Consider the following 20,543-nt stretch of genomic DNA (forward strand, 5'->3'; position numbering starts at 1 on the left):
GCCCGATGGGCCATGATTTCGCGGCCCAGCAAGCCGAGACGGTTGCGACTTACAAAGAGTTGCAGGCCGAGCACGGTTTGCCGGATGTGGCCGACATCGACTATTTCTTTGTCGCTGATGCCGATGGAGCGGATTGGAACAAGCTGGCGGATCGGCTGGCGCAGTTGGAGTTTGACTGTGCCATCATCGAGGCCGAGGCGGGTGATCCGCCCTACCTTGTGGCCACCCTGCCCGATCAGGCCGTATCGGCCAGCGGCATATGGTTTGGCGAGGAGATTGCCACGCGGGCGGCGCTTGAGCTTGGGTTTTCACCGGATGGTTGGGGGCTGGAAGGCTAGGCCTTTTTAGCCCGCCACAGCACCGACAGCGCGGGGCGTCACCCGTTGCAGCTTGGTCACAGGCTGAATTTGCACAGCATTTTTCGGAGTTTATTCTTTCTTTTGCCAATCCTCCGTGCAATGCGTTCATTCGTGAACACACTTTGAGCCCGGACCCGTGACCCAAGTCGAGACCAAAACCAGCCCGTCAGAGGAAGATCAGATCTTCCGGCTTCTGCGCCAGCTTGATCTGGCGCCGGAGGCGTCGCAGCGTGCGTCTGCGGCGGCACTTGGGATATCTCTGGGCCGGTTCAACGCCTTACTGCGTGCAGCCACCGAGGCCGGTTTTATCAAGGTCAGTGAACGCGCCGGGCCGGACAAGCGCCAGCGCTTTGCCTATGCTCTGACCGCGCGGGGCGCGACCGAAAAAGTGCGGCTCACCGATCAGTTTCTTGCCCGGAAATTCGCGGAGTATAATGCGCTCCATGCCGAATTGACCGGGACCAGCCTATCCCTTTCCCCTATCAAACACAGGACAGAACTCGTGCAGAACAATCTTGCCCCTATCCCCGAACTTTATGTCAGCTATGAGAGCGCCCAGAAGCTTAAAGTTGAGGCCGGAGAGCTTATCAGCCACGACCTCACGCCGCGCCAGATCTGCGATCTGGAGCTGTTGATGAACGGCGGGTTCAACCCGTTGAAAGGATTCCTGTCGGAAGCGGATTACAACGGTGTTGTCGACAACATGCGGCTGGCGGATGGCACGCTTTGGCCGATGCCGATCACCTTGGATGTGAGCGAAGAGTTTGCCGAGAAAATGGAGCTTGGGCAGGATATTGCGCTGCGCGATCAGGAGGGTGTGATCCTTGCCACGATGACGGTGACCGACCGTTGGGTGCCCAACAAGGCGCATGAGGCCGAGAAGGTGTTCGGCGCGGATGACGACGCGCATCCGGCGGTGAATTACCTGCATAACGTCGCTGGCAAAGTGTATCTGGGCGGGCCGATTGTGGGCATCCAGCAGCCTGTGCACTACGATTTCCGCGCCCGCCGCGACACGCCTAACGAGCTGCGTGCCTATTTCCGCAAGCTGGGCTGGCGCAAGGTGGTGGCGTTTCAGACGCGCAACCCGCTGCACCGCGCGCATCAGGAGCTGACTTTTCGCGCAGCCAAGGAAGCGCAGGCGAACCTGTTGATCCATCCGGTTGTTGGCCTGACCAAACCGGGCGATGTGGACCATTTTACGCGTGTGCGTTGTTACGAGGCGGTGCAGGATAAATATCCGGCGTCAACCACGACGATGTCGCTGCTGAACCTTGCCATGCGCATGGCCGGCCCGCGTGAGGCGGTGTGGCACGGTTTGATCCGCGCCAACCACGGTTGCACCCATTTCATCGTTGGCCGGGACCACGCCGGGCCGGGCAAGAACTCGGCCGGGGAAGATTTCTATGGCCCCTATGACGCGCAGGATCTGTTCCGCGAATACGAGAGCGAGATCGGGCTGGAAATGGTTGATTTCAAGCACATGGTCTATGTGCAGGAGCGCGCCCAATACGAGCCCGCGGACGAGATTGACGACAAGGACAACGTCACGATTTTGAATATTTCGGGCACCGAGCTTCGTCGTCGTTTGCGCGAGGGGCTGGAAATTCCTGAATGGTTCAGCTTTCCCGAGGTGGTTGAACAGTTGCGCCGCCGGTATCCGCCGCGCAGCCAGCAGGGGTTCTCGGTGTTTTTCACCGGCTATTCGGGGTCGGGGAAATCGACCATTGCCAACGCTTTGATGACCAAGCTGATGGAAATGGGCGGGCGTCCTGTGACGCTTCTGGACGGGGATATTGTGCGCAAGAACCTGTCGAGCGAGCTGGGCTTTTCCAAGGAGCACCGCGATTTGAACATCCGGCGGATCGGCTATGTTGCCAGCGAGATCACCAAGAACGGCGGGATCGCGATCTGTGCGCCGATTGCGCCCTATGCCACGACACGCCGCGCGGTGCGCGAGGAAATCGAGCAATACGGTGCCTTTGTCGAGGTGCATGTCGCGACCAGCATCGAGGAATGTGAACGGCGCGACCGCAAGGGGCTTTATAAGCTGGCGCGGGAAGGGAAGATCAAGGAATTCACAGGAATTTCGGACCCTTACGACATTCCCGAGCATCCCGAGTTGCGCGTTGAGACCGAGAATGTCGATGTGGACAACTGCGCCCATCAGGTCATTTTGAAGCTTGAATCGATGGGGCTGATCGCGGTGTAAGCTCCGCGAAGGTTGCAGAGAAAAGAAGCGCCGGGGTCAGCGATGGCCCCGGCGTTTTTTGTTTGGAAGTTTGGCGTGGGCGCCTGCTTGGCCCCGGATCAAACCCGGAGTGCGGCGTTCAGAACGCCGGCCTGAAAGTTTAGTGGACCGTCACGGGTGCGAGGTCATGCTGACGCGCCAGCGAGAAGGCCAAGGCGCGATCATGCACGAGGGCCAGCTGCGCACCGTCGGCGCGGTGCACGGAATAGACGCTGTCGAGGTCGGGCACTTCGGCCTGCACCTCTTGTGGTAGGTCCTTTACCGCGACTTTGCGCACATAGACGATGTTCGCAGGCGTATCTGTTTCAAAATCATACTTGGCGTGCATGGTTTACCCCTTCCTGATGTTGACTGTTTGAACCACTTGTTCCGGCACGGCACGGGTGAGATCGACGTGCAGCAACCCGTTTTCCATCACCGCTTCGCCGACTTCGACCCCATCGGCCAACACGAAGCTGCGCTGAAACTGGCGGGCGGCGATGCCACGGTGCAGGAAAATGCGCCCTTCGCTGTCGTCGGATTGGCGGCCACGAATGACCAATTGCCGGTCCTCGATCGTGATCGAAAGGTCGCCTTCGGCAAAACCGGCCACGGCCAGCGTGATGCGATAGGAGGTATCCGAAGTCTGTTCGATATTGAAAGGCGGGTAGCCTTCGTTACCGGATTTGGCGTTCCGCTCGAGCAAACGCTCGAGCTGTTCGAAGCCAAGAAGATAGGGGTGTGACCCCAAGGTAAGTTTTGTCATTCGACACGGGCCCTTATCAAAGGTTCAAGCGACTCATGTTATTTGCGGCCCCGTTTTGGCAACCGCGTGTGTTAAATATGGGAGCGCTATGCGGATCGTGCAAGGGCTTTGCGAAATACCGCGAAAACAGTATCTTGGGGGACGCCTCGGGGAAGGGAATCACTCTGGCATGAATGCGCCGTCCGATCTTTCGATGAAAAACGATGATGTATTGCGCGTGGAGCTTGAAGTGTTCCGCCGCGAACATCGTGACCTTGACGAGGCGATCCGTGCGCTGGAGGACAAGAGCACGGCGGATCAGCTGACGATTAAGCGGCTGAAAAAGCAGAAGCTGAAGCTGAAGGATAAGATCGCGATTATCGAGGATCGGCTGACGCCGGATATCATCGCCTGAGCTTCACCTGAGTTTCGCCTGAGAGGCACCTGGGAGGCACCTAAGTCAGCTAGGTCACTCGGGAAAGAGGCCGTTTTCACGGGCGATACGGTGCATCAATGCGTTCATCACGCCATCGTCGGCAAAGGCTGTGAGACGTTCGAGCGCGGTGTCTTTGGCCGGGGAGAAGTGACGCATTTGCGCCCGCCGCTGTGGTGTTGCGCGCGGATAGGGGGTGGCATATTCGGCCATGCCACGGCGAATGGCCGCCGCGTGATCAGCCAGCCCGTGGCGCGCGAGGGTTTCGGCGAGTTGCGGCGCAAGGGTGCCCGACGAGTTGAAGAAATACTGGTGCACCGAACCATTGAACGCCTCGCCCAGAAACATATGCAGCAGGATCAGGTCGCGTTGCGGTTGGGCGGTACGTTCAAGCACGGCGTCGGCCGTGGCGGGCGTGGACCAATCGGTCAGGCAGGGAAACACCTGTGACATGAGGTATTCCATGCGAATGTCATCACTGGTATCGCGACGCATCGCTTCGTAATGGGCCAGAAGCGCGGGATCGGCGCGGACCAGTTCCAGCGCGCGGTCGATCGGTTTCGGCTGTGCCGCGTTATAGCGTCGGGAGATGACGCGAAGGGCCTCGCGCAGCACCGGGTTGGTGATCTTGCCGGTGCCATCCGTCCATTGGGCGCGGCGTTTGGCCGGGGTCGTATTCCAGACCGGATAGGCGTTTTTCGCCGCTTTGAGGGCCGCGGATTGGTCTGACAGACCCTGACGGGCGGTGGTGTCGATAAGCAGGTCAATGATCGCGGAAACCGAGAGCGTCGTTGCCGCAATCATGGAATCGCCACGGTCAACAAAGGCCACGTCCAGAAGAGCGAGCAGGCGCATGTCACGGGTGTCTGGTGGCAGGGTGTGGACTGCTTCGAGGACGGCTTGGCGGTATTCCTTGCCGGTCGGCTCGAACAGGTTTTGAGCCGCGAGCGCAGACCAGTCGATCAGCCAGTATTCCGCAAAGTGCAATTCGCGGGCCTCAAGGCGTAGGGCTTCGGCCAAGGGATAGCGGAACGTCGCGCCGGATAGGCACGGATCGGCCCGCCCTGCCCCGGCAAACCCGATGGTTGTGAGACAGGCAAGCAGCGCCAGCACTTTGAACATGGAAATCGCCTCGCAAACCGACTTGTCACAAACCCACGAAAAGCTATAGTGCCGCCTTCCTGACCAGAGGGCAACACAATGACACACCCCAAGATCGGCATCATCATGGGAAGCCAGTCTGACTGGCCGACGATGAAGGCAGCGGCGGATATTCTCGACGAATTGGGGGTGGCCTATGAGACCAAGATCGTCTCGGCGCATCGCACGCCCGACCGGCTTTGGGAGTATGGCAAGAGCGCGGTCGAGCGGGGGCTGCATGTGATCATTGCGGGGGCTGGCGGGGCGGCGCATTTGCCGGGTATGATGGCGAGCAAGACACGCGTTCCCGTGGTTGGCGTGCCGGTGCAGACCAAGGCGCTGAGCGGGGTTGATAGCCTTTATTCCATCGTGCAGATGCCCAAGGGGTTTCCGGTAGCGACAATGGCCATTGGAGCCGCTGGGGCGGCCAATGCGGGGCTGATGGCGGCCGGTATTTTGGCGGTGTCTGATCCGGCGCTGGCGGCGCGGCTGGATGCGTGGCGCGAGGCGCTGAGTGCGTCGATCCCGGAGGAGCCGGTTGATGAGTGACATGCTCCCTCTTGGGTCGGTGATCGGGATATTGGGCGGCGGTCAGCTGGGCCGGATGCTCAGCGTGGCCGCGGCGCGACTTGGGTATCGCTGTCATATATTCGAGCCGGGCGCAGGCGCCCCGGCGGGCCATGTGGCCGAAACAGTGACGCGCGCGCCCTATGAGGACGAAGCGGCGCTGACAGCGTTTGCCGGGGCCGTGGATGTCATAACTTATGAGTTCGAGAACGTGCCGACGTCGGCGCTGGACCTTCTGGAAAGCCTGAAACCGATCCGTCCGGGACGCGAGGCGTTGCGTATCAGTCAGGACAGGATCATCGAAAAGGACTTTCTGAGCGGTCTGGGCCTGAAGGTCGCCCCCTACCGCGCGGTCAATTCCGAGGCGGATCTGACGGCTGCGATCGCCGAGATCGGAGCGCCCGCGATCCTGAAAACCTGCCGGTTTGGCTATGACGGGAAGGGGCAAGCCCGCTTGTCATCGCCCGAGGAGGCCCCAGATGCGTGGGCCGCGATGCAGGGCGCGCCAAGCGTGTTGGAAGGGTTCGTAGATTTCAGCCACGAGGTGTCCGTGATCGCGGCCCGCAGTGTCAGCGGCGAAGTCGCCTGTTTTGATCCCGGCGAGAACATCCATCGAGAGGGGATTTTACGCACAACAACCGTCCCTGCCCGCCTTGCCCCGTCACAGCGCAGCGATGCGGTGCTGATCGCGGCCAATATTCTGAATGCGCTGGATTATGTCGGCGTGCTGGGCGTGGAATTGTTTGTAACGCGCCAAGGGTTGATCGTGAACGAGATAGCGCCGCGCGTGCATAATTCCGGCCATTGGACCCAAGCGGGATGCGCCGTTGATCAGTTCGAGCAACATATCCGCGCGATCACTGGCTGGCCTCTGGGCGACGGACAGCGGTTTGCCGATGTGGTGATGGAAAACCTGATTGGCGACGATATGGACCGCCTGCCGGAACTGGCACGAAGCGCACACACGCAGGTGCATCTCTATGGCAAGGAAGATGTGAAGCCGGGCCGCAAGATGGGGCATGTGAACCGGATTGTGACGGGTTAGGAGCTTTAACCCGAGAAGGAGGTAGCCCCCCACACACAGGGTAAAGTGGGGGCCAGCCCCCACACGCAGGTTTTAGTGGGGGCCAGCCCCCACACCCCGGAGTATTTACCGCAAGATGAAGGGGCGGAAAATGTCTTCATCTTGCTGTAAATACTCATGCCCATTGCGTAAAAGGCGGCGCTGTCACCGAGCGGTGGAGCCTGCCACGCTAGGCACAAAGATAAAACGGCGAGGCCGTTCGTCGCCTCGCCGTTTTCAGAATAAAAGCGCGCGGAAGCGCACATTTGGGTTGGGTCAGTGCCCGAGGATCTGGCTCAGGAACAGCTTGGTGCGCTCGCTTTGCGGGTTGTTAAAGAACTCTTCGGGTTCATTTTGTTCCACGATTTGCCCGGCATCCATAAAGATCACGCGGTTGGCGACCTGACGGGCGAAGCCCATTTCGTGGGTCACGCAGAGCATGGTCATACCTTCTTCGGCGAGCTCGATCATCGTGTCGAGCACTTCTTTAATCATTTCGGGGTCAAGCGCCGAGGTGGGTTCGTCGAACAGCATGATGCGCGGCATCATGCAGAGCGAGCGGGCGATGGCCACACGTTGTTGCTGGCCACCGGAAAGCTGGCCGGGGTATTTGTCGGCTTGTTCCGGGATTTTCACCTTTTCAAGGAAATGCATCGCGCGCTCTTCGGCTTCGCGTTTGGGTGTTTTGCGCACCCAGATCGGGGCGAGCGTGCAATTCTCAAGGATGGTCAGATGCGGGAAGAGGTTGAAGTGCTGGAACACCATGCCGACTTCGGAGCGGATCTTGTCGATGTTCTTGAGGTCGTTCGACAGTTCGGTGCCATCGACCACGATCTTGCCCTGCTGGTGTTCTTCCAGCGCATTGAGGCAGCGGATCAGCGTCGATTTGCCCGAACCCGACGGCCCCGCGATAACAATCCGTTCGCCGCGATTGACGGTCAGGTTGATGTCGCGCAGCACGTGGAAGGTGCCGTACCACTTGTTCATGTTGTTGATTTCGATGGCGACTTCGTCGCTCACCTGCATCTTGGTGCGGTCGATTTCACGTTCGGTTGCGATTTGAGACATATACGAGCCCTCCTTAGCGATGGCCGGTGTGGAGCTTGCGCTCGAGATACATGGAATAGCGGGACATGGAGAAACAGAAGACGAAGAACATCAGTCCGATGAAGCCGTAGATCTCCCAGACGATCCCGTTCCATGCCGCGTCGGCACGGATCGAGTTGGAGAGACCCAAGGGATCAAGCAGGCCGATGATCGACACCAGAACCGTATCTTTGAACAGCCCGATAAAGGTGCTGACGATGCCGGGGATCGAGATTTTCAACGCTTGCGGCATGATCACGAGGCGCTGCGACTGCCAGTAGTTGAGGCCGAGGCTATCGGCGCCCTCATATTGGCCCGTGGGCAGAGCCGCGAGGCCGCCACGGATCACTTCGGCCATATAGGCAGAGGCGAACAGCGTGGCCATGATGATCACCCGCAGGATGATGTCGAAATTCGTGCCCGGCGGCAGGAAGATGTTCAGCAGGGTCGACGCCACGAACAGCAGCGTAATCAGCGGAACGCCCCGGATGAATTCGATAAACCCGACGCAGAGCGATTTCAGCAGCGGCAGGTCCGATTGCCGGCCCAGCGCCAGAAGAATGCCCAGCGGCAGCGACATGGCGATCGCCACAACCCCGATGGTGAGCGAGAGCATCATGCCACCGAAATCCCGGCTTTGCACAGGCTCAAGCCCGATCCGCGCGATATCGGCATAGGTGCCATCAATCGTCGTTTCGGTGAAAAGCACCTCGCCTTCGATTTTAAGGGTTTCTTCCAGCGCGGCCAGATCCTCGGCCGGGATGTCGAGCCCTTCTTCGTCGATCCGGGTTTTGAGGCTGTTGAGGCCGTTCTCGGTTTTGACCTGAGAGACGCTATCGGGGAGAGCGGCACGCGCGGTGGCGGCCTCTTCCTTGAGGACGGGGAGCTTCTCTTGCAGCTCTGGCAGGGTTTCGACCCGGCGTTTGAGCGAGAGCAGGTTAGAAAGCCGCGTATCAACAACGCCTTTGTCGCTGCGCAACCCAAGAACGATGTCGCGGGTTGGTTTCACTTCGGCAATCAGCGCGCGATAGCCCAGTTCCGAGCCATCCGCCATCAGACCACCGCTTTCGAGAAGCTTGGTGATGTCGCCTTCGGCCTTGGTGATCTTGCCCGGCAAACCTTGGAACGTGGATTGCAGGCGTTTGAGGGCTTTTTCCGCTGCGGCCTTTTCGTCCGCGTCCGTGAGGGCGGCAAAGGCGGCTTCATCGGCTTTGATCTCGGCTTCGAGTTCCGGGATCTCGGCTTTGTAGTCCTCGATTGCGACGCGCAGTTGCATCACCTTGGCCTTGGCGATGATCTTGTCTTCGAGCGGCTTCGCTTTGGCCAGACCAGCAGCGATTTCAGCATCGAGGCGGTCGGCCTCGGCTTGGTAGGTGGCGATGTCGGCGTCGATCTGCTCAAGGCGGCTATCGGTGCGGGCGGTGCCCACGGCCGTGTTGATCATGCCGGAAATACCGCCAACGCCCCAGACGAACCAGGCCACGATAAAGACGGTTGAAACGATCAGCGCCACAAGAGACGAGGTCGCGCGTTCCGCAAACACATAGACGAAATACGCCAGCACGACCCCAAGGATCACCAGCAGCGGCACCCAGACCGGACCGCCCCAGAGCATCCAAGGGAACAGCACCGGGAAAACCGCCGTGAACCACAGCAATTGGCGTGGCACCTTGTCGGAGAACAGCACCGGCCCCATGGCCACGGCCAGAAGCAGGAAAGCCAAAATCGGGCGCCAGTAGAGATCCGCCGGGTAGAAGCCAAAGAACAGCTGCACCCAACGATCCCGGATCACCCCCCAGCACGCGCCGGAGAAGTGCCCTTCGCGACCGAGTTCCAGAAGGATACCGCGGCATTCATTCAGGGATGCGGCGTTCCAAGTCGGCGAGATCATCCAAGGCAGAGCCGTTGCCAGCACATAGGCGATGAACAGCCCCGAGGCGATGGTGAGCACGGTATTGAAGGCACCCGAGAACAGGTTCGAGCGCATCCAGCCGATCACGCCAGCGGACGACACCGGTGGATCGCGTTCGGGTAGCATGGTGTCGCGCACATAGGCGACAGTTTCAGCGTGTATATCGCTCATCTTACCGCTCCACCAATTTCATTCTGTTATTATACCAATTCATCACGGCCGAAATGCTCAGGCTGATGGCGAGATAAATCAGCATCCCCAGAAGCACGGTTTCAAGCTCGCGGCCCGTTTGGTTGAGCGTGATGCCCATCAACGTGCCGGTGATGTCCATATAGCCGACCGCAATCGCCAGAGAGCTGTTCTTGGTCAGGTTCAGGTAGTTCGAGATCAAGGGCGGGATAATCACCCTGAGCGCCTGTGGCAGCACCACAAGCGACATGATCCGGTTGGGACGCAGACCCAGCGCAGCGGCGGCTTCGGATTGGCCATGGCTGATCGCGAGGATACCCGCGCGCACGATTTCCGCGATAAAGGCCGCGGTATAGAGCGACAGGGCAATCCAGAGCGCAATCAGCGAGTTGCGCAGGTGCGTGCCGCCTTCGAAGCGCGGGATGCCTTTTTCGCTGATCGCGGGCAATTCCACCTCGATCGCTTTGCCTTCGGTGAAGGTTGTGGGCAGCACGGAGAGCGGCAGGGCCTGACATTTCACGCGGGCCTTTTCGATCAGGCCGGTGTTGGTTTCGATTGTCGTGCGCGCCTTTTCAACATCGCCTTCGCCGGACTCGATAATGGCGCGAGCCTTGTCGATACCTTTTTGAAGGTGGGTGGAGTTGTTGATGAAGCAGCGATCTTTCAGCTCGACGATGGTGCTGTCGGTGCGGCTTGCTGCGACGGTCACGAGGTCACATTTGCCAACGGCCATCGCATCGAGCGAGGCGCTCGGGCTGAAATACTGCCGACGGCGCATTTGGACGTCGTTGGCCTCGAGAAACCGCAATCCGTTAAGCGAACCGGCGTCCCCGCCAGCGTGGCAATAAGAGATGCGGCCCTTTTCGGTGGCGAATTCTTCGAGCGTGCCGACGCCTTGGATGCCGGCGCCGATGAAGGCTTGTTCACGGTTCGAGGTCACGGCAGTGATCGCAAAGAAGGCGATCAGGAAGGGCACGATGGCCACACCGAGCGAGGCAAGGAAGGTTTTCGGGCGGTCGCCGGTGGCTTCTTGGATCTTGTCGGCGCGGCGACGCAGGAAACGGATGCCGAGCACCGAGACGATAACCACAAGGATCAGCACCCAGAAATAGTTGGCCGGAACCAGACGCGGGATAAACACGCCCTGATTGGAGAATGCCGTTGAGCCGAACAGAGACATCGAGGTTTCGGCATCCGGCCCGCGAAAGGAGCGCGGTTTGGGCAGGCTTTCGATCAGGATCGCCATGATAAACACGATCCAGAGCAGCACAGGCACATTGCGGAAGATTTCCACATAGACCGCCATAAGCCGCGAGACGAGCCAGTTTTTAGACAGACGCAGCACGCCGATGAGCACACCCAGAATGGTGGCGGCGATACAGCCAAGGACCGCAACCAGCAATGTATTCAACACGCCGGTCACGGCGGCGCGGAAATGCGAATGCTGGTTATTATAGTCGATCAGGCGCTGGTTGATGTCATAGCCCGCGGGTTCGCTTAGGAAGCGGAACGAGGGTTCCTTGCCAAGGTCAGCGAGGTTTTGCGCGGTGTTCGAGATCAGCCAGCCGATCAGGACGAGGAAACCGATCAGCGCGACCACCTGAATGGTCATGGAACGGTAACGGGTGTCGTAGATCAGCTGCGATAGCCGAAAGCCCTCACGCGGAGGATCGGTGAGCGTTGTCATGAATGACGTCCCTGTCTGTTGTCCGGGCGATTGTTACGGCAGGGTTGGCCCCGCTCGTTAAACCCGGTTCTTTCGTTGGGAGTGGAAAAGGGCGCGGAGATTTCCGCGCCCTTGCCCTTAGATCTTAGCGGAACGGCGGTGCGTAGATCAGGCCGCCATCGGTCCACTGTGCGTTCAGACCACGCGACAGGCCGATCGGGGTTGCTTCGCCGATGTTCTTTTCGAACACTTCGCCGTAGTTACCACCCGCCATAACGGCGTTTTTGGCCCAGTCAGCCGAGAGGCCGAGCATTTCGCCGAGGTTGCCTTCGGTGCCGAGCAGACGGTTGATTTCCGGGTTCGGACCAGCCGATGCCGACATATCGCCGATGTTGGCCGACGTAATGCCGAGCTCTTCTGCTGCGACGAGCGCGTTCAGAGTCCAGCGCACCACGTCACCCCATTCGTCGTCGCCGTGGCGAACGAGCGGGCCGAGCGGCTCTTTCGAGATGATTTCGGGCAGAACAACGTGGTCGCCCGGGTTCTCGAAGGTTGCGCGGGTCGCGGCAAGACCGGAGGCGTCTGTGGTGTAGACGTCACAGGCACCGGCGAGGTACTGCTGCTGCGCTTCGGCGTTGGTTTCGATCGGAACCGGCTCATAGCTGATGTTGTTGGAGCGGAAGAAATCCGCCAAGTTCAGCTCGGTCGTGGTGCCGGTCTGGATGCAGACGGTCGAGCCGTCGAGCTCTTTTGCCGAGCCAACACCGAGATCTTTGCTCACCATGAAGCCTTGGCCGTCATAGTAGTTCACGCCAACGAAGGTGAACTTGAGGTCCACATCGCGCGAGAAGGTCCAAGTGGTGTTCCGGGCCAGCATGTCAACTTCGCCCGACGCAAGCGCGGTGAAGCGGGTTTTACCGGTTGTCGGCACAAATTCGACCGCTTTGGGATCACCCAGAACGGCGGCGGCAACAGCGCGGCACACAGCGACGTCAAAGCCGTTCCATTCGCCATTGGCGTCTGGTGCAGCAAAGCCGACGAGGCCGGTGGTCACACCGCAGTTCAGCTTGCCACGGGCTTTCACGTCATCGAGCGTGCCAGCCGCAGCAGCCCCGGCAGCAAGGCCGGCCACTGTAAGTGCGCCAAGAAATACGGTTTTTTTCATGTTTACCTCTTCCTGATTGTCCGTCGTTTCGCCGACGGATTTGTCCGGCTGTCCCAGCCGGATACGATTTTTGAAAGGTTGCTCCCCCTTCAATGCACCCAAGTTTGGTCGGAATCATCGCAAAACGTCAAGCGATTCATCACGGGAAAGAATGTTTGCGAACCGGGGTTTCCGGCTTTTTGGTTATTTCGCAGGCGTTGACGTTTGGGAAGCTTCTGAGCAGCGCCCTTATGCGTCTGCCACGAGGCGGAACAATGTGGCCGCGTGGAGAAATGCCGAACGCTTGGTGGCAGCCAGCGCGGTGGCTTCGTCATCTGCGCCCCATTGCTCTTCTTGCCAAGTTTCATCAAGGCGCGACAGGGTCCATATCTCTTCGATCGGGCGGACCTGTTGCGCGGCGGCAAGGCCAAGCACGAAAGAGCCGCTGAGCGAAACGAGGTCATGGAATGCGGTCAACTCAAAGACGCTCATCGAAGTGGTGATGTCAGAAATCCGGGTCAGTGAGGTGGCAGATTGGGGCTGATGCACAATGCCGGTAATTGGTTTTAATTCAATACCTTGAGCGTTACGCGCCCAGTCGAGCAGCGGCGTCCAGAGGTCGTTTTGCCGGGCAACCAGTTCAGCCGGAAATTCGGCGCGGTAGCACAGAAGGTCGCTATCGCCATAGCCCGCAATCATCGCCGCCACTTCGCCATGTTGCACAGCGACCTTGTCGATGGCCGCATTGGCCGAGCGGGTGAAGGGCATGCGCGCCGGATCAATCGCCTTGTCGAGCGCGTTCCACTCTTCGGCGATCTTTTGAGCGAGCGGTTCGCAGGGCACCACAAGCGGTTGTTTGGCCGGGGTTTTGACCGCGCGGCCATCAAGGTGGACGGTGAACCCCTGCCCTTCGGGCACGACGCTGGCTTCTTTCCAGAACCGTTTGGCTTTCCATTCACTCATGAATGATTCTCCTGTTCCTGCTCCAATACGCGATCAATCGCGCCGGGAAGCGCGGCAAAATCGTCGATGATGATGTCTGCGTCAAGGCGCGCAACCGGGTGGTAACCCCAAGACACGCCGATCGCGCCGACGCGGGCGGCGCGCGCCATGTCCATGTCAAAGCTGGTGTCGCCAATCATCACCGCGCGGCCAGGCGCAACGCCCGCATCCGACAGGGCCGTGTGCAGCATCGAGGGATGCGGCTTGGAGGGGTGAAAATCGGCCACCTGCTCGGAGATGAACCAGCCCTGAAGCTCGTGATTTTCGATCAGCGCATCGAGGCCGCGTTTGGATTTTCCCGTGGCAACAGCGAGCAACGTCCAAGGGTCGGCGCGCAGCGTTTCCAGAACCGCGCGGGCGCCGGGAAAGAGCGGGCTGCTGGCCGGGCCTTTTTCAACGCGCAGGGCGTGGTAGGCCGCCTTGTAGCCATCCACCATCGCAGCGCGGTGATGGGCATGTTCATCGGGCACGAGGAGCGCGAACGCCTGTTCCAGCGAGAGGCCGACAATCGCGCGCACAGCCGCGCGGGTCGGATGCGGCAGGCCGACGTTGTCATGCGCCCGCTGCATCGAGGCAAAGATGTCGGCCTCGCTATCGACGAGCGTGCCATCGACATCGAAGACGACGAGACGCAAGTCGCTCATGTGAGGGACTCAAACGGATCTTCGGCGGCGAGATCGGGGGTCCAGCCGAGGGTGTCGAATGTGTGCTCCATATGCTCGGGCAAGGGCGCATCAACCGTGATGATCTCACGCGTGACCGGGTGTTCAAAGCGCATGGTGCGAGCGTGGAGGTGCAGTTTGGACGAAATGATGCCGCCCAGTTCAGCGCCCCAGCCATCGCCGGGGTTGTCCTGACCCGAGCCGCCATATTTGCCGTCGCCGATGATCGGGTGTCCGATCTCGGCCATATGGGCGCGCAATTGGTGGGTGCGGCCGGTGATAGGCTCCATCGCGACCCAAGCCGCGCGGCTGGCGACGCGGTAGAGCGTGGCGTATTGGGTGATCGCGCGTTTGGCGCCATAGGTGCTTTCGACATCGCGGGGATGAACGCAGTGCATCTTCTCTCCCTCGCCCTTGGCACCGTGGCCGGGGGCTTTGACGAGACCGTATTTGATTTCACCGAGGTAGGGCGTGGGCACGCCGGCGACCACTGCCCAATAGATCTTGCGGGTTTCGCGGTGGCGGATTGCCTTGGTCAGGGCTGCCGCCATTTGGCGGGTGCGCGCCAGCAGAAGGACGCCGGAGGTGTCCTTGTCGAGCCGGTGAACGAGGCGGGGTTTCTCTTCAAACCCGAAACGCAGGGCTTCGGAGAGACCATCAACGTGGCGGGTTTGTTTGGAGCCGCCTTGGGACGGCAGGCCGGGGGTTTGTTGATCGCGATGATGTGGTCGTCGCGCCAAAGCACCGCCGCCTGCATCATCTTGGTGTCCGCCGCAGAGACATGCACCGCGCGGGCCTGTGCATTGGCCAGTTCGCCGGGTTCGGGCAGCGGGGGGATGCGCACCTCTTGCCCTTCTTCGACGCGGGTGGAGGTTTTCACCCGCCCGCCGTCAACGCGCAGTTCGCCCTTGCGGCACATCTTTTCGATGCGCCCTTGGGGCAGATGCGGAAAGCGGCGGCGCAGCCAGCGGTCAAGGCGCTGATCGCCCTCGCCTGCTTCGACAGTAACGGTTTGAACCCGGCTCATGCGTAGACCCCGCGTGTAAGGATGAGCGCCAGCGCGATGGCGGCGAGTGAGAGAAGGACGGATGCGGCGACATAAAGCCCCGCGAGCGCCAGATCGCCACGTTCATAGAGCGTGAGCGCATCGAGCGAAAAGGCCGAGAACGTGGTGAAGCCCCCCAGCAGCCCGGTCATCAGGAAGGGCGCGTAGCGCAAGCTTGCGTCCTTATGCGCCAGCGCCACGACCAGCACCCCCATCAGGAACGAGCCGATCACGTTGACCGCAAGCGTGCCCCAAGGAAAGCCCGGCCCCATAAGGCGCATGGCCCCTACCGAAGTGAGATAGCGGGCAGAAGCGCCGAGCGCGCCGCCAAGGGCGACCTGAAGAAGGGGTGTAAACATGGGCGGTCTGTCTCAGGAGGGGCGCGGTTTGTCAAGCTGGCAAGGGGAATGGCGGTTCGGGGACTATGGCGGTGTCAGGGGGAGTGGCGCGGGTAGGATGCGGCGGGCCAGCGCCCCGCATCGCGGCAATATGTGGGGGGCCAGCCCCCCGCACCCCCGGGATATTTCCGGTCAGATGAAGGGGTCAGTTGCCCCGGTCGAGGCGTTTTTTGGTGAACCAGTCGAGCCGCTTTTTGAGTTCGCGTTCAAAGCCGCGTTCCACGGGTTGATAGAGAACCGGGCGTTTCATGCCGTCAGGGAAGTAGTTTTGCCCGGAGAAGCCATCTTCGGCGTCGTGGTCATAGGCGTAGCCGGTGCCGTAGCCTTCGTCCTTCATCAGCTTGGTCGGCGCGTTGAGGATATGTTTGGGGGGCGGTTCGGAGCCGGTTTTCTTGGCCGCGGCCATTGCGCCTTTGTAGGCGACATATGTGGCGTTGGATTTGGGGGCGAGCGCGAGGTAGGTGACGGCCTGCGCCAGTGCCAGTTCGCCCTCGGGAGAGCCGAGGCGTTCGTAGGTTTCCCAAGCGTGCAAGCAATGGGTTTGGGCCTGCGGATCGGCGAGGCCGATGTCTTCGACCGCCATGCGGGTGATGCGGCGGGCGAGGAAGCGCGGGTCTTCGCCGCCCGCCAGCATGCGGGCGAACCAATAGAGCGCCGCGTCGGGGTCAGAGCCGCGCACGGATTTATGCAGGGCGGAAATGAGGTTATAGTGTTCCTCGCCGCCCTTGTCATATTTGGCGGCGCGGCGCATCAGCCGGGTGGTGAGCGCATCGGTGTCGAGCTTGCCTTTGGGCGTCCATGCGGCGACCTGTTCGATCAGGTTCAGCAGCGCGCGGCCATCGCCATCGGCCATTTCCAGAAGCGCCTCACGCGCGGGGCCATCGAGGGGCAGCCCGGTTTCAAGCTCTTGTTCGGCGCGTTGGGCGAGGCGTTCAAGCGCCGCGAGGTCAAGGCGTTTGAGGGTGAGCACCTGTGAGCGCGACAAAAGCGCGGCGTTGAGTTCAAAGCTGGGGTTTTCGGTGGTGGCGCCGACCAGCAGTATGGTGCCGTCTTCCATATGCGGCAGGAAGCCGTCTTGCTGGGCTTTGTTGAAGCGATGGATTTCGTCAACGAAGAGCAATGTCCCCTGCCCGTTGGCGCGACGGTGTTTGGCGGCCTCGAACACTTTGCGCAGGTCGGGAACGCCGGTGAAAATCGCGCTGATCTGAACGAAATGCAGGTCGGTTTCATCGGCCAAAAGCCGGGCGATTGTGGTTTTACCAACGCCCGGCGGCCCCCACAGGACGAGCGAGGACAGGGAGCCAGAGGCCAGCATCACGCCAAGCGGACCTTCGGGGCCGAGCACGTGATCCTGCCCGATCACCTCGACCAAGGCACGTGGGCGCAGGCGGTCGGCCAAGGGGCGCGGGCCTTTGGCGGGTTGGTCAGATGCGGTGGAGGTGTCGAACAGGTCGGGCATAGGTTGGGCATTCCGGAATGGCGCGAGACCGTCTTAGCGCGTTCGGGCGGTGGGGGGAATTGGATTTGGGGCGGGATGCTGACAGCGGGCTGTCAGCATCTGGTCTACAGGCGAAACCGCAGCACCCGCCGTTGATTGCCGCGCTGCACATCGAGAATGAGCCAGCGCTTGGCGTCACGCAGCAGCGTTGCGGCTTGGGCGGTGTCAGTCAACGGCACCTCGTTGATGGCGCGCAGCACATCACCACGCGCCAGACCGGCACGCGGACCAGCCGGGCCGGGATCGGTGACGACGACCCCCGTGGTGGAGAGCGGCAGGCCGAATTCGGCGAGGACGGCGGGGTTGATGTTGGAAAGCTCCAACTGCGGAATGGCGGCGCGCGCTGTGGTGAGCAAAAGCGCACGCGCGGGCGTGTCGGGGGCGGCGATCAGGTTCACCTCAACCTCGTGCGCTTTGCCATCGCGCACACGCGTGATCGAAACGGATTTGCCGAGCCCCGCAACCGTCATGCGAAAGACCATTTCATCGGGGGTATTCACCGTCTGCCCGTTCACTGCCGTTATCACATCACCGGGGCGGAACCCGGCCGCGAGAAAGGGGCTGACCTCATGCAGGTCAGAAATCACGATCCCCTGAGGCGAGGCGAGGCCGAGGCTTTCTGCGATGGCGGGGTCGACCGGTTGGCCGTTCATGCCGGCCCAGGGACGATTGAAGCGGGTTTCACCCGAGCGGGCCTGTTCGACAAAGCGTTGCACTAGGGTTGAAGGGATCGCAAAGCCGATGCCGTTGGAGCCGCCGGAGCGGGTGAGGATGCGGGTGTTGATACCGATCAGAGCGCCGTTCACGTCAATCAGGGCACCGCCGGAGTTGCCGGGATTGATGGCGGCGTCGGTCTGGATGAAGTAACCACGCGCCGAGCCAGTGGCGGTGCCGGAACGCGCAAGGCCCGAGACGATGCCGGAAGTTACCGTTTGGCCGATGCCGAAAGGGTTGCCGATGGCGAGCACCAATTCACCGACCTGCACCGTTTCGCTATCGCGCAGGGGGAGAAAGGGCAGCTTTGGCGCGTCTTGGATTTGCAGGATGGCGAGGTCGCTATCCTGATCCGCCAATAGGATGCGGGCGTCATATTCGCGCCGATCATTCAGCACGACGCGAATATCGGTCGCCTGCCCGACAACATGGTAGTTTGACACCACAATACCGGTTTCAGAGAGGATCACGCCCGAGCCGAGGCTGTTCTGCACTTGCGGGCGGGGTTTGCCAAAGCCTTGGAAGAAGTCCTGAAAGAACGGGTCATTGGCAAAGGGGCTGGTGTCGCGCACCTGAACCACGCGTTTGGCGTAGATATTCACCACCGCCGGGGCGGCCTGTTTCACGAGCGGCGCGAAGCCGAGGGCGATTTCGGTTTGTGAGGTTGGCACGCGCGTGTCGGCAAGGACGGGACCGGTCGGAGCGGCGAGCGCGAGGCAGAGGAGAATGTGACGGATCATGAGGGCACCCTTTGATGATGGGTCGAATATGATCGTGGGCTTGCTGTGTTTCAAGCCGCTCTGGAAGCCGCGCTGGAACCTGTGAGCGGGCTTGGGCGTTGATCCTGTGTATGGCATTGCAAAGGAGGCTATCATGGCAGACCGACAGCGATCACAGGACGGCAAGCGCGAGACCGAGGAGTATATCGACAGCGCAGAGACCCCGTCGCATCAGGGGCGTTCAGGTGGCAATCTGGAACGGCAAGTCGGCACCCGAGATTTGCTCAAACGCGCCGAGCAGGACCGGCCCGGGGTGACGCGCGTTCGCAAGTCCGAAGAAAAGCAGAACGACAGCTAGGGAGGTTGAGACATGGCAAAGATTAGAAATGGCACATGGATCGTTGTGACCGACAGCGAGAAGGCGCTTTTTATGCGCAACCTGACAGACCATCAGGATCCTCATCTAGAGGTGACTGACAAGGACAAGCAGGAGAACCCGTCTGATCGTGAGCAATCGGCCAACCGGCCGGGGCGGATGCAGGACAACGGTGTTCAGCAGCGTTCGGCGATGGATGACACGGATTGGCATGAACTCGCCAAGGAGCGGTTCGCGGCTGATCTTGCGCAGAAGCTGTATGGCATGGCGCATAAAGGGAGCTTTGAGCGGCTTATACTTGTGGCGTCGCCTCAGGTTTTGGGCGATTTGCGGCGCGAGCTGCATCAGGAAGTCGCCAACAAAGTGGTGGCCGAGATACCGAAAACGCTCACCAATCATCCGGTGGAAGAGATTGAAGCCTTGGTTAAGAAAGAACTGGATGCGGCTTGATCCGGTCGCGCCTGACGGGCTTTGGTGCGGAAGGACGGGGGGCTTGCTATGGCCCTCCCCGTCCTTTCGGAATGTCCGTCAAGGGCGGTGAAGACCCGTTAGCTTCACGCCAGCCAAACAGCCAGCAGCGCCAGTGCTGCGGGCACCGCCTGAACATACAGAATGCGGCGCGACGCGGTGGCGGCTCCGAAGAGACCCGCCACGAGGACGAAGAGCAGGAAGCAGGTGGCGACGTTGCGCGCCCACAGCGGATCAGAGATCAGCAAAGACCAGATCAGACCAGCGGCGAGAAAGCCATTATAGAGCCCCTGATTGGCGGCCATCGCCTTGGTCGGGGCAAAGAGGTCACGCGGAAATTCGCGGAACACTTTGGGGCCTTTGCTTTCCCAGGCCATCATCTCGAACCACGCGATATAGAGGTGAAGCACAGCGATCAGCGCGACGAGGATCGTGGCAGCGAGAGAGACAAGAGTCATTGGGTGTTTCCTTGGGTTGGACGTGTCGGGCAAGCGTAGCGTGGTGCACGGGGCCTTACAAAGAAAAACCCCCGCCGGTTTGGGCAAGGGTTTCTAATTCTTTTAGGTCCAGTGCGAGAAATTAATCTTCGACCAGCTCCGCATCCGCTTCTGCTTCAACGCGGGCCTTGTCGGCGGCGCCTTTGGCGGCGGGGTCGCGGTCAACCAGTTCGATGATCGCCATGGGCGCCATATCACCGTAACGGAAGCCGGCTTTGAGAACACGGGTGTAACCACCGGCGCGTTCTTTATAGCGCGGTCCGAGAATTTCGAACAGCTTGGCAACGTCTTTGTCTTGCTTGAGCTGGGCTGCGGCCTGACGACGGGCGTGAAGATCGCCACGTTTGCCGAGCGTGATCAGCTTGTCCATGATGCGCTTGAGCTCTTTGGCCTTGGGCAGGGTCGTTTTGATCTGCTCATGCTCGATCAGCGAGCCAGCCATATTGGAAAAGAGCGCCTTGCGGTGCTCGTGGGTGCGGTTGAGGCGACGATAGCCTTTTGCGTGACGCATGTTTCTTACTCCTAATGTGCCCGTCTACCAGGCGTGTTTTGCTTTGTCTGGCCAGCGATGCGTGTCACCGGCTCTCCTTGGGGCGAATTGCCCGGGTCTTGGTGCCCGCGCTTTGCGGC

General features: G+C 60.7%; 20 protein-coding genes and 2 pseudogenes. 7 read left to right on the forward strand and 15 right to left on the reverse strand.

Annotated features, from left to right (window positions below; all coding sequences use genetic code 11):
* Positions 1-5: 5 nt before the first annotated feature.
* On the forward strand, positions 6-338 hold the full coding sequence (locus N4R57_15110) for a ribonuclease E inhibitor RraB (protein UYV36337.1): 333 nt from the start codon (positions 6-8) through the stop codon (positions 336-338).
* Positions 339-495: 157 nt separating this feature from the next.
* A complete protein-coding gene (locus N4R57_15115; GenBank protein ID UYV36338.1) occupies positions 496-2,571 on the forward strand; it encodes a bifunctional sulfate adenylyltransferase/adenylylsulfate kinase in 2,076 nt (691 codons plus the stop codon).
* Between the two features lie 139 nt (positions 2,572-2,710).
* On the opposite strand, the gene N4R57_15120 is transcribed toward N4R57_15115, so the two are convergent.
* Both N4R57_15120 and N4R57_15125 read right to left on the reverse strand, forming a co-directional pair.
* Positions 2,711-2,938: a DUF1150 domain-containing protein gene (locus N4R57_15120; GenBank protein UYV36339.1), complete on the reverse strand. Its 228-nt coding sequence runs from the start codon at positions 2,936-2,938 to the stop codon at positions 2,711-2,713.
* A gap of 3 nt (positions 2,939-2,941) precedes the next feature.
* Positions 2,942-3,355 carry an Hsp20 family protein gene (locus tag N4R57_15125; protein ID UYV36340.1) on the reverse strand — a complete coding sequence of 138 codons (414 nt, stop codon included), beginning with the start codon at positions 3,353-3,355 and terminating at the stop codon, positions 2,942-2,944.
* A 169-nt stretch (positions 3,356-3,524) separates the two neighbouring features.
* On the opposite strand from N4R57_15125, the gene N4R57_15130 reads away from it, so the two are divergent.
* A complete protein-coding gene (locus tag N4R57_15130) occupies positions 3,525-3,749 on the forward strand; it encodes a DUF465 domain-containing protein (protein UYV36341.1) in 225 nt (74 codons plus the stop codon).
* 54 nt (positions 3,750-3,803) lie between these two features.
* Here N4R57_15130 and N4R57_15135 read toward each other — a convergent pair whose 3' ends face one another.
* Positions 3,804-4,889 (reverse strand): DUF4375 domain-containing protein, encoded by a 1,086-nt coding sequence (locus N4R57_15135; GenBank protein UYV36342.1) that lies wholly within the window; start codon positions 4,887-4,889, stop codon positions 3,804-3,806.
* 78 nt (positions 4,890-4,967) lie between these two features.
* Here N4R57_15135 and purE point away from each other — a divergent pair, with 78 nt between their 5' ends.
* On the forward strand, positions 4,968-5,456 hold the full coding sequence (gene purE / locus N4R57_15140) for a 5-(carboxyamino)imidazole ribonucleotide mutase (GenBank protein UYV36343.1): 489 nt from the start codon (positions 4,968-4,970) through the stop codon (positions 5,454-5,456).
* The gene (locus N4R57_15145; protein ID UYV36344.1) at positions 5,449-6,519 is read left to right on the forward strand and encodes a 5-(carboxyamino)imidazole ribonucleotide synthase; all 1,071 of its coding nucleotides are present in this window, start codon (positions 5,449-5,451) and stop codon (positions 6,517-6,519) included. Before purE ends, N4R57_15145 begins: the two co-directional genes overlap by 8 nt.
* 294 nt (positions 6,520-6,813) lie before the next feature.
* On the opposite strand, the gene N4R57_15150 is transcribed toward N4R57_15145, so the two are convergent.
* From N4R57_15150 to N4R57_15195, 10 genes and pseudogenes are all read right to left on the reverse strand, one after another.
* Positions 6,814-7,563, reverse strand: a complete 750-nt coding sequence (locus N4R57_15150) for an amino acid ABC transporter ATP-binding protein (GenBank protein ID UYV39593.1) — start codon at positions 7,561-7,563, stop codon at positions 6,814-6,816.
* Positions 7,564-7,618: 55 nt separating this feature from the next.
* A pseudogene (locus N4R57_15155) lies at positions 7,619-8,278 on the reverse strand (amino acid ABC transporter permease).
* 1,429 nt (positions 8,279-9,707) lie between these two features.
* On the reverse strand, positions 9,708-11,411 hold the full coding sequence (locus N4R57_15160) for an ABC transporter permease subunit (GenBank protein UYV36345.1): 1,704 nt from the start codon (positions 11,409-11,411) through the stop codon (positions 9,708-9,710).
* Positions 11,412-11,535: 124 nt separating this feature from the next.
* Complete coding sequence (locus N4R57_15165) at positions 11,536-12,555, reverse strand: amino acid ABC transporter substrate-binding protein (GenBank protein ID UYV36346.1); 1,020 nt, start codon at positions 12,553-12,555, stop codon at positions 11,536-11,538.
* A gap of 228 nt (positions 12,556-12,783) precedes the next feature.
* Positions 12,784-13,497, reverse strand: coding sequence for an ATPase (locus tag N4R57_15170; protein ID UYV36347.1), 714 nt, complete (start codon positions 13,495-13,497; stop codon positions 12,784-12,786).
* On the reverse strand, positions 13,494-14,180 hold the full coding sequence (locus N4R57_15175) for an HAD-IA family hydrolase (protein ID UYV36348.1): 687 nt from the start codon (positions 14,178-14,180) through the stop codon (positions 13,494-13,496). Before N4R57_15175 ends, N4R57_15170 begins: the two co-directional genes overlap by 4 nt.
* A pseudogene (locus N4R57_15180) lies at positions 14,177-15,225 on the reverse strand (RluA family pseudouridine synthase). Before N4R57_15180 ends, N4R57_15175 begins: the two are co-directional and overlap by 4 nt.
* Positions 15,222-15,602, reverse strand: a complete 381-nt coding sequence (crcB, locus tag N4R57_15185; GenBank protein UYV36349.1) for a fluoride efflux transporter CrcB — start codon at positions 15,600-15,602, stop codon at positions 15,222-15,224. Before crcB ends, N4R57_15180 begins: the two are co-directional and overlap by 4 nt.
* Before the next feature lie 184 nt (positions 15,603-15,786).
* Positions 15,787-17,100 (reverse strand): replication-associated recombination protein A, encoded by a 1,314-nt coding sequence (locus tag N4R57_15190; protein ID UYV36350.1) that lies wholly within the window; start codon positions 17,098-17,100, stop codon positions 15,787-15,789.
* A gap of 104 nt (positions 17,101-17,204) precedes the next feature.
* Positions 17,205-18,593, reverse strand: coding sequence for a trypsin-like peptidase domain-containing protein (locus N4R57_15195; protein ID UYV36351.1), 1,389 nt, complete (start codon positions 18,591-18,593; stop codon positions 17,205-17,207).
* 133 nt (positions 18,594-18,726) lie between these two features.
* Here N4R57_15195 and N4R57_15200 point away from each other — a divergent pair, with 133 nt between their 5' ends.
* Both N4R57_15200 and N4R57_15205 read left to right on the forward strand, forming a co-directional pair.
* On the forward strand, positions 18,727-18,930 hold the full coding sequence (locus tag N4R57_15200; GenBank protein UYV36352.1) for a hypothetical protein: 204 nt from the start codon (positions 18,727-18,729) through the stop codon (positions 18,928-18,930).
* A gap of 12 nt (positions 18,931-18,942) precedes the next feature.
* Complete coding sequence (locus N4R57_15205) at positions 18,943-19,398, forward strand: host attachment family protein (protein UYV36353.1); 456 nt, start codon at positions 18,943-18,945, stop codon at positions 19,396-19,398.
* A gap of 104 nt (positions 19,399-19,502) precedes the next feature.
* Here the strand turns inward: N4R57_15205 and N4R57_15210 are convergent, their stop codons facing one another.
* Positions 19,503-19,874, reverse strand: coding sequence for a DUF1304 domain-containing protein (locus N4R57_15210; GenBank protein UYV36354.1), 372 nt, complete (start codon positions 19,872-19,874; stop codon positions 19,503-19,505).
* 121 nt (positions 19,875-19,995) lie between these two features.
* A complete protein-coding gene (gene rplQ / locus N4R57_15215; GenBank protein UYV36355.1) occupies positions 19,996-20,424 on the reverse strand; it encodes a 50S ribosomal protein L17 in 429 nt (142 codons plus the stop codon).
* Positions 20,425-20,543: the final 119 nt, after the last annotated feature.

It is taken from the genome of Rhodobacteraceae bacterium D3-12 (genome assembly GCA_025916135.1).
In the GTDB taxonomy this organism is placed as follows: Bacteria; Pseudomonadota; Alphaproteobacteria; order Rhodobacterales; family Rhodobacteraceae; genus JAKGBX01.

Bases quoted from the DNA above. Each gene is read 5' to 3' on its own strand.
- rplQ (UYV36355.1), bottom strand. From the start codon at position 20,424: ATGCGTCACGCAAAAGGCTATCGTCGCCTCAACCGCACCCACGAGCAC.
- N4R57_15165 (UYV36346.1), bottom strand. From the start codon at position 12,555: ATGAAAAAAACCGTATTTCTTGGCGCACTTACAGTGGCCGGCCTTGCT.
- N4R57_15145 (UYV36344.1), top strand. From the start codon at position 5,449: ATGAGTGACATGCTCCCTCTTGGGTCGGTGATCGGGATATTGGGCGGC.
- N4R57_15160 (UYV36345.1), bottom strand. From the start codon at position 11,411: ATGACAACGCTCACCGATCCTCCGCGTGAGGGCTTTCGGCTATCGCAG.
- N4R57_15150 (UYV39593.1), bottom strand. From the start codon at position 7,563: ATGCAGGTGAGCGACGAAGTCGCCATCGAAATCAACAACATGAACAAG.
- N4R57_15205 (UYV36353.1), top strand. From the start codon at position 18,943: ATGGCAAAGATTAGAAATGGCACATGGATCGTTGTGACCGACAGCGAG.
- N4R57_15210 (UYV36354.1), bottom strand. From the start codon at position 19,874: ATGACTCTTGTCTCTCTCGCTGCCACGATCCTCGTCGCGCTGATCGCT.
- N4R57_15125 (UYV36340.1), bottom strand. From the start codon at position 3,355: ATGACAAAACTTACCTTGGGGTCACACCCCTATCTTCTTGGCTTCGAA.
- N4R57_15175 (UYV36348.1), bottom strand. From the start codon at position 14,180: ATGAGCGACTTGCGTCTCGTCGTCTTCGATGTCGATGGCACGCTCGTC.
- N4R57_15200 (UYV36352.1), top strand. From the start codon at position 18,727: ATGGCAGACCGACAGCGATCACAGGACGGCAAGCGCGAGACCGAGGAG.
- N4R57_15195 (UYV36351.1), bottom strand. From the start codon at position 18,593: ATGATCCGTCACATTCTCCTCTGCCTCGCGCTCGCCGCTCCGACCGGT.
- N4R57_15190 (UYV36350.1), bottom strand. From the start codon at position 17,100: ATGCCCGACCTGTTCGACACCTCCACCGCATCTGACCAACCCGCCAAA.
- purE (UYV36343.1), top strand. From the start codon at position 4,968: ATGACACACCCCAAGATCGGCATCATCATGGGAAGCCAGTCTGACTGG.
- N4R57_15120 (UYV36339.1), bottom strand. From the start codon at position 2,938: ATGCACGCCAAGTATGATTTTGAAACAGATACGCCTGCGAACATCGTC.
- crcB (UYV36349.1), bottom strand. From the start codon at position 15,602: ATGTTTACACCCCTTCTTCAGGTCGCCCTTGGCGGCGCGCTCGGCGCT.
- N4R57_15110 (UYV36337.1), top strand. From the start codon at position 6: ATGGGCCATGATTTCGCGGCCCAGCAAGCCGAGACGGTTGCGACTTAC.
- N4R57_15170 (UYV36347.1), bottom strand. From the start codon at position 13,497: ATGAGTGAATGGAAAGCCAAACGGTTCTGGAAAGAAGCCAGCGTCGTG.
- N4R57_15135 (UYV36342.1), bottom strand. From the start codon at position 4,889: ATGTTCAAAGTGCTGGCGCTGCTTGCCTGTCTCACAACCATCGGGTTT.
- N4R57_15130 (UYV36341.1), top strand. From the start codon at position 3,525: ATGAATGCGCCGTCCGATCTTTCGATGAAAAACGATGATGTATTGCGC.